General features: G+C 72.0%; 6 protein-coding genes. 5 read left to right on the plus strand and 1 reads right to left on the minus strand.

Features of this window, described 5'->3' with window-relative positions; all coding sequences use genetic code 11:
* Positions 1 to 167 precede the first annotated feature (167 nt).
* Positions 168 to 2,054, plus strand: coding sequence for a glycoside hydrolase family 15 protein (locus DZF91_RS30345; protein WP_235834665.1), 1,887 nt, complete (start codon positions 168 to 170; stop codon positions 2,052 to 2,054).
* A gap of 267 nt (positions 2,055 to 2,321) precedes the next feature.
* Positions 2,322 to 2,999, plus strand: a complete 678-nt coding sequence (locus DZF91_RS30350) for a hypothetical protein (protein ID WP_147341459.1) — start codon at positions 2,322 to 2,324, stop codon at positions 2,997 to 2,999.
* A gap of 170 nt (positions 3,000 to 3,169) precedes the next feature.
* On the opposite strand, the gene DZF91_RS30355 is transcribed toward DZF91_RS30350, so the two are convergent.
* Positions 3,170 to 4,558, minus strand: coding sequence for a glycine--tRNA ligase (locus DZF91_RS30355; RefSeq protein ID WP_199486996.1), 1,389 nt, complete (start codon positions 4,556 to 4,558; stop codon positions 3,170 to 3,172).
* Positions 4,559 to 4,938: 380 nt separating this feature from the next.
* Between DZF91_RS30355 and DZF91_RS30360 the strand changes: the two genes are divergently transcribed.
* The 3 genes from DZF91_RS30360 to DZF91_RS30370 all read left to right on the plus strand — a co-directional run.
* Positions 4,939 to 5,232, plus strand: coding sequence for an antibiotic biosynthesis monooxygenase family protein (locus tag DZF91_RS30360; RefSeq protein ID WP_117360515.1), 294 nt, complete (start codon positions 4,939 to 4,941; stop codon positions 5,230 to 5,232).
* A gap of 43 nt (positions 5,233 to 5,275) precedes the next feature.
* On the plus strand, positions 5,276 to 6,253 hold the full coding sequence (locus DZF91_RS30365) for a metal ABC transporter substrate-binding protein (protein ID WP_117360516.1): 978 nt from the start codon (positions 5,276 to 5,278) through the stop codon (positions 6,251 to 6,253).
* A gap of 71 nt (positions 6,254 to 6,324) precedes the next feature.
* A partial coding sequence (locus DZF91_RS30370; protein ID WP_117360517.1) for an ATP-binding cassette domain-containing protein occupies positions 6,325 to 6,652 on the plus strand: 328 nt, incomplete at its 3' end.

Consider the following 6,652-nt stretch of genomic DNA (forward strand, 5'->3'; position numbering starts at 1 on the left):
CCGCCCCACGGACGGGGCGCGCCGCCCCACGGGCAGGGCGCACCGCCCCGTGGCCGGGGCGCACCGCCCCACGGCTGGGGCATGCCGCCCCATGGCCGAGCCGACCCGCCCCATGGCCGGGTCATTGCCCGGGGGAGGGAATGATGGATCACAGAGGAGGTGAGGCCGTGAGGCCGAAGGTCGCCGGTGGGCGTGCGGGAGAGCCGTTCGCTCCGATCGCCGACTACGGGTTCCTGTCGGACTGCGAGACGACCGCGCTGGTCGCCCCCAGCGGGAACATCGAGTGGATGTGCCTGCCCAAGATGGACTCGCCCAGCGTGTTCGGCTCGATCCTGGACAGGGACGCGGGATATTTCCGGGTCGGCCCGGCGGGCGTGGAGGTGCCCGCCGCCCAGCGCTACATCCCCGGCACGATGGTGATGGAGACCACCTGGTGGGTGCACGGGGGCTGGCTGGTGGTGACGGACGCCCTGCTGATGGGGCCGTGGCACCACGAGGACGAGCGGTCCCACACGCACCGCCGCGCCCCCACGGACTATGACGCCGACCACGTCCTGCTGCGCATGGTGCGCTGCGTGAACGGGCAGGCCCAGGTCCGGCTCGACTGCATGCCCGTGTTCGACTACGGCCAGACCCCGGCGCGCTGGGAGCACGCGGGCGTCGGCTACCACGAGGCCGTGGCACGCGGGAACGGCGTGTCGCTGCGCCTGACCACCGACATGAACGTCGGTTTCGAGGGCTCCCTCGCCACGTCCCGCACGCTGCTCAAGCAGGGCGACGCCCGGTTCGTCGCGCTGTCGTGGAGCGAGCACGAGCCGCCCGCCACCTACGAGGAGGCGCACGAGCGGCTGGTCTGGACCGTCCACCACTGGCAGCACTGGCTGGACCGCGGCCGGTTCCCCGACCACCCGTGGCGCAGCCACCTGCAGCGCAGCGCGCTGACGCTGAAGGGACTGACGTTCGCGCCGTCCGGGGCGGTCGCGGCGGCGGCGACGACCTCGCTGCCCGAGACCCCCGGCGGCGAGCGCAACTGGGACTACCGCTACACCTGGATCCGCGACTCCACGATGGCCCTGTGGGCGTTCTACACGCTGGGCTACGACTGGGAGGCCAACGACTTCTTCTACTTCATCACCGACGTCGCCGAGGCCGCCGAGGGCAAGCTCCAGATCATGTACGGCCTGGACGGCCGGGAGGAGCTGCCGGAGTCCACGCTGGACCACCTCAGCGGCTACGACGGGGCCCGTCCGGTGCGCATCGGCAACGAGGCGTACGTGCAGAACCAGCACGACGTGTGGGGCGCGATCATCGGGTCGGTCTACATGTTCGTCCGCAAGCGCGACCGGCTGGACGACCGGCTCTGGAAGATCGTCGTGAAGCAGGTCGAGGACGCCCTGGACAACTGGGCGCAGCCGGACGCCGGGATGTGGGAGGTGCGCGGCGAGCCGCAGCACTTCACCTCGTCCAAGGTGTTCTGCTGGGTCGCGGCCGACCGCGGGGCGCGGCTGGCGCGCATCCGCGGCGACCACGAGCGCGCCCGGCGCTGGCAGGAGGCCGCCGACCGCATCCACGCCGACGTCCTCGCGAACGCGCTGGACGACCGGGGCGTGTTCGTCGCGCACTACGGGGCGACCTCGCTGGACGCCTCGGCGCTGCTGATCCCGCTGCTGGGCTTCCTGCCGCCGGACGACAAGCGGGTGCGCGAGACGGTGCTCGCCATCGCCGACGAGCTGTCGGAGGACGACCTGGTGCTGCGGTACCGGGCGGCCGAGACCGACGACGGCTTCGACTCGGAGGAGGGCACCTTCACGATCTGCTCGTTCTGGCTGGTCAGCGCCCTGGTGATGATCGGCGAGGTGGAACGGGCCAAGGCGCTGTGCGAGAAGCTGCTGAGCTACGCCAGCCCGCTGCAGCTGTACGCCGAGGAGATCGACCCGCACACCGGGCGGCACCTGGGCAACTTCCCGCAGGCGTTCACGCACCTGGCGCTGATCAACGCGGTGATGCAGGTGATCCAGGCGGAGGAGCGCGAGAGCGAGCCGCCGCTCGCCTGACCCCGGGAACCGCCCGCGCCCGCGCCTCCGCCGGGCGCGAGGGCTCCACCGGTGACGCATCCCCGGCATGAGGGCCGGGACGGACGTCCACGTCCGTCCCGGCCCTTCGCCATCTCTGGGACGCCCAACCCCTCACCGTAACCCGGCCACCGAACGTGAAGGAATGTCATCTTCCGGCCAGACCAACCTCGGTCCACCGTCTTTGCGCGGAAGGGAGATGAAGTTACCTTCGCGTTGCCCACCCCGAACCGGACAAAGGAGCATCCGGTGGCACAAACCAGGAAAATCTTCGCCATGGGCGCGGCGGCCGCCGCGCTCGCCATCGGATCCGCGACGGCCGCGACCGCGGCCGGCACCGCGATCCACTCGGGCTCGGCCACCGGGCCCCTCTTCTCGGGCAACGTCAAGGCGTCGCTGCTCGGGACCGCGTCCGTCACCACCTCGCTCGGCGGCGGCTCCTGCAACCAGTCCACGATGACCGGCTCGGTGAACTCCGCCGGCAGCGGCTCGATCAGCGCCGCCTCGTTCACCAACAACCCCGGTCCCGCGTGCCCGGGCGGCGGCGGCACCGTCGCCGTGACCGCCCTAAACCTGCCCTGGGGCGCGACCGTCGCCTACGACCCAAACCACACCGGCGGACGCGACGGCACCCTGACCATGACCAACTTCAAGGTCAAGGCCGTCGCCAGCATCCTCGGCGGCATCACCTGCTACTACGGCGGCACCGCGGTCGCCAACGGCTACAACCCCAACAACGCCTCCCGCCCCGACACCACGGTCAACCAGGCCCAGATCAAGCTGAACAACGTCTCGATCCCCGTCCAGTCCGGCGGCAGCTTCCTCTGCCCGTCCACCGCCACCGTCACCGCCGCGTACCAGCTCCTCGGCGAGAGCTCGCCCGGCTCCGGCTCGTACACGACCCAGCTGTGGGTCGCGGCCTCCTGAGCCAGCGCTCCCCCGCGGCGCCATGAGCGGCGCGTCCACACCGAGTCGTCCCCGGACGCGCCGAAGGGGCCGTCTCCCCCACAGGGAGACGGCCCCTCACGTCGTCCGTCCGCGCCGCGCCACCGCCGGCTCGTACCGGCACCGGCACCGGCGGGCGGACGCGACGGGCGTCAGCAGCCGACGAGCTGGGCGGCGAGGAACGACTCGACCTGGCTCAGCGAGATGCGCTCCTGGCTCATGGTGTCCCGCTCCCGGACGGTCACCGCGTCGTCCTCGAGGGTGTCGAAGTCGACCGTGACGCAGAACGGGGTGCCGATCTCGTCCTGGCGGCGGTAGCGGCGGCCGATCGCGCCCGCGTCGTCGAAGTCGACGTTCCAGTTGCGGCGCAGCTGGGCGGCGAGGTCGCGGGCCTTCGGCGACAGGTCGGCGTTGCGGGACAGCGGCAGCACGGCCACCTTGACCGGGGCGAGCCGCCGGTCGAGCCGCATGACCGTGCGCTTCTCCAGCTTGCCCTTGGCGTTCGGGGCCTCGTCCTCGGCGTAGGCGTCCATCATGAACGTCAGCGTGCAGCGGTCGACGCCCGCCGCGGGCTCGATCACGTACGGGACGAACCGCTCGCCGGCCTCCTGGTCGAAGAACGACAGGTCCTGGCCGGACGCCTTGGCGTGCGTGGTCAGGTCGAAGTCGGTGCGGTTCGCGACGCCCTCCAGCTCACCCCACTCCTTGCCGGAGAAGCCGAACCGGTACTCGATGTCGACGGTCCGCTTGGAGTAGTGGGACAGCTTGTCCTTCGGGTGTTCGAACAGCCGCAGGTTGTCCTTCTTGATGCCGAGGTCGGTGTACCACTGGAACCGCTCGTCGATCCAGTACTGGTGCCACTCCTCGTCGCTGCCCGGCTTGACGAAGAACTCCATCTCCATCTGCTCGAACTCGCGGGTCCGGAAGATGAAGTTGCCGGGGGTGATCTCGTTGCGGAACGACTTGCCGATCTGGCCGATGCCGAACGGGATCTTCCGGCGGGCGGACTGCTGCACGTTCAGGTAGTTGATGAAGATGCCCTGCGCGGTCTCCGGACGCAGGTAGGCCAGGCCCGACTCGTCCTCGACCGCGCCGAGGTAGGTGCGCAGCATGCCGTTGAACATCTTCGGCTCGGTGAACGCGCCCTTGACGCCGCAGTTCGGGCAGGTGATGTCGGCCAGGCCGTTCGGCGGCTCCTGGCCGTGCTTCTCCTCGTACGCCTCGGTGAGGTGGTCGGCGCGGAACCGCTTGTGGCAGGACTGGCACTCGGTCAGCGGGTCGACGAACTCGCGGACGTGGCCGCTGGCCTCCCAGACCTCGCGGGCCAGGATCACCGAGGAGTCGAGGCCGACGACGTCGTCGCGGCCCTGCACCATGGACTTCCACCACTGGCGCTTGACGTTGTTCTTCAGCTCCACGCCGAGCGGGCCGTAGTCCCAGGAGGCGCGCAGTCCGCCGTAGATCTCGCTGGACGGGAACACCAGGCCCCGCCGCTTGCTGAGATTGATGATCGTGTCCATCACGTCGGAACGGCGTGCCATGGCGTTTCTCCATCCGGCTGGCGGTCGGCGGGATAGTTCGTCACGCGCCCTGCCGATCGTCGGGAGGGCGACGCGTGATCCCCGTTGGTCGTGCTCAAGGTGTTCGTGCTCAAGCTGGTCCGGCTCAAGCCGTCCTGCTCGGGCTGGTCGTGCTCAAGCTGCTGCGATGTGTCGCGGAGCGGTGCTCCGGGCAGCCCTCCCCAGCTTAGGGCACACGGCCGGAGCGCCGAACTCCATATCCGCACCCCGGCGCCGCCCCGTCCCCGAGGTCCTCCCGCCGCGCCCGCCGAGCCCCGCCGAGCACCGTCGGACGGCGCAGCGAGCGGGGCAGGCAGGCCCGCCGGACGCCGCCGGGGGGCCGGGGCTGGGAGGATGGCGGGATGATCGCGATCACCCGGTTCCGGGTCCCCGCCGAGCGCGCCGAGAGCTTCGCCGCCGAGATGGCGGCCGTCCTGTCCGACCTCGCCGCCGGGCCCGGGCACCGCGCCGGACGGCTCGTCCGGACCCTCGACGACCCGGAGCTGTGGGCCCTGATCACCGAGTGGGACGGCGCGGGCTTCTACCGCCGGGCGCTCGGCGCGCCCGCCGTAAGGATGCGGCTCATCCCCCTCGCGGCGATGGCGATCGACGAGCCCGGCGCCTACGAGGAGGTGTCGGGTCCGTCACTTCCGTGATGCCGGTTTTGACAACCGTTTTCATTTTGTCCAGACTTGAGGGGTGCTCAGCCTCTCCTTCCTCCGGCGCGCCCCGCGCCGCGCGCTGCCCCTCACCGCCGCCGTCCTCGCCGGGGCGCTCGGCCTGACCGCGTGCGGTTCCGCCGCCGGCGGGAGCGGCGGGCGGACCACGGTCGTCGCGGGCTTCTACCCCATGGCCTGGCTCGCCGAGAGCATCGGCGGCGACGCCGTGAAGGTCGAGACGCTGACCAGGCCGGGCGCCGAACCGCACGACCTGGAGCTCACGCCCCGCCAGATCGCCCGCGTGCAGAGCTCCGACCTCACCCTGTACATCAAGGGCGTCCAGCCCGCCGTGGACGACGCGGTCGCCAAGCGCGCCCCGCACAAGTCGTTCGACGCGGTGACGGCCGTGCGGACCCTGCCCGCGCACGACCTCGGCGAGGAGGACGAGCAGGACGGGCACGGCGGGCACGGCGGCGGGCACGGCCATGCCGACCACGCCGACTACGACCCGCACGTCTGGGTCGATCCCGGTCGCATGGCCGCCATCGCCAAGGGCGTGGGAGACCGGCTGGCCGCCGTCGATCCGAAGCACGCGGCCGACTACCGCACCCGCACGGACGCCCTGGTGACCCGGATCAACGCCCTGGACGCCGAGTTCAGAACCGGCCTCAGGACCTGCGCGCGCAGGACGATCGTCACCTCGCACGCGGCCTTCGGCTACCTGGCCGACCACTACGGCCTCACCCAGGTCCCGGTCGCGGGCGTCGACCCGGCCGCCGAGCCGTCCCCCAAGCGCCTGGCGCGGCTGTCCGACCAGATCAGGTCAACCCGGGCGACCACCGTGTTCACCGAGACGCTGGTCAGCCCCAAGGTCGCGGACGCGCTGGCCCGGGAGGCCGGCGTCCGCACCGCCGTCCTCGACCCGGCCGAGGGCGTCCGCCCCGGATCGTCCGACGACTACCTGTCCGTGCTGCGCCGCGACCTCGCCACCCTCCGCACCGCCCTGGAGTGCTCGTGACCTCCCCCTCCCGCATGACACCGCCCTCCCCCGCGACACCGCCCTCCCCCGCGACACCGCCGCCCTTCGCGATGACCGCCGGCCGCGTCCGCCTGGACGGCCGGGAGGTGCTCGCCGGCGTCGACCTGCGGGTCGGGGCGGGCGACGTGCTCGCCCTCACCGGGCCGAACGGCTCCGGCAAGTCCACGCTGGTCCGGGCGCTGCTCGGGCTGGTGCCGCTCAGCGGCGGACGCACCGAGATCTACGGCCGGCCCCCGGCCCGGTTCCGCGACTGGAAGCGGATCGGCTACGTCCCGCAGCGGCTGCCCATGGGCGGCGGCGTCCCGGCGACCGTCCGCGAGGTGGTCGCGTCCGGGCGCACCGCCCGCCAGTCCCGCTGGCGCCCGGCGTCGGCCGCCG

This window comes from Actinomadura logoneensis, from assembly GCF_003428695.1.
Taxonomy (GTDB): Bacteria; Actinomycetota; Actinomycetes; order Streptosporangiales; family Streptosporangiaceae; genus Spirillospora; species Spirillospora logoneensis.

What these genes read in the sequence shown, in the direction of transcription:
- DZF91_RS30355 (WP_199486996.1), bottom strand. Translation starts at nt 4,558, where the DNA reads ATGGCACGCCGTTCCGACGTGATGGACACGATCATCAATCTCAGCAAG.
- DZF91_RS30360 (WP_117360515.1), top strand. Translation starts at nt 4,939, where the DNA reads ATGATCGCGATCACCCGGTTCCGGGTCCCCGCCGAGCGCGCCGAGAGC.